This is a genomic window from Aequorivita sp. CRS11 (genome assembly GCF_059693805.1).
The window spans coordinates 1-809 of sequence record NZ_JCATIG010000045.1 but is presented as its reverse complement, the minus strand read 5'-3'; the positions used below and the strand labels follow the sequence as shown (position 1 = coordinate 809).

The 809-nt window shown below is 63.7% G+C and carries 1 protein-coding gene; it reads right to left on the bottom strand.

The features are described 5' to 3' along the window. A partial coding sequence (locus tag AC58DT_RS15675) for a T9SS type B sorting domain-containing protein (RefSeq protein ID WP_497217730.1) occupies positions 1-809 on the bottom strand: 809 nt, incomplete at both ends.

Here is an 809-nt window from a genome sequence, read left to right as displayed (position 1 = left end):
GGGCTGAGCTGCTTGAGCAGCTTCCCGAAGCGGTCAAAGATATAGATTTTCGCCGTAGGGTCGCCGCTGGCGATGCCGATGATGTTCCAGGTGTCGTGGTAGCCGTCGCCGTTGGGCGTAAAGTACGGCGGGTAGTCGATGACCCCCACGTCGAAGGTCACGCTGCCGCAGCCATAGACGTCCCGGATGGTCACCGTGTGGTCGCCCGGGGCCACGCCCTCAAAGATGTTGCTGTCCTGGAAGGGGCCGTTGTCCAGCTGGTACTCGTAGGTGCCCTCGCCCGTGGCCACCACCTCGATCACATGGTTGCCCGCAAAGGCACCGTTGAGCAGGTTGGCCTCATAGGCCAGCGGCGGCGAGGAAACGATCACCGTGGCACTGGCCGTGCTCTCGCAGCCCGAGGCCAGCTCGGTGATGGCCACCGTGTAGGTTCCGCCCTGCAGCGCGATGATGGAGGGGCCGGTCTCCCCGACGATGATCACCCCGTCCAGGTCCCACTGGAAGGTGTACAGCGACGGGTCGAGCCCCGTATCGATCACCGGCGGCGAGGGGCTCCCCTCCTCCTCGGCGATCGGGTTCCCGTTCTCGTCCACGCAGAGGCGGTACTCCCCGCCAAGGACGACGTCCGGGAGCTGCTCCACCTTCAGCACCATATCCACGACGGCATAGCACTTGGGCTCAAAGAGGTTCATCTCATTGGTCACCCGCACATAGATGCGCTGCGGGTTGATGATGTTCACGTACGGAAAGCTGATCGCCCCGGTGCCCGACTCGGCACCCTCAAGGGTCTCGTAAAAGCTGATGCTGAA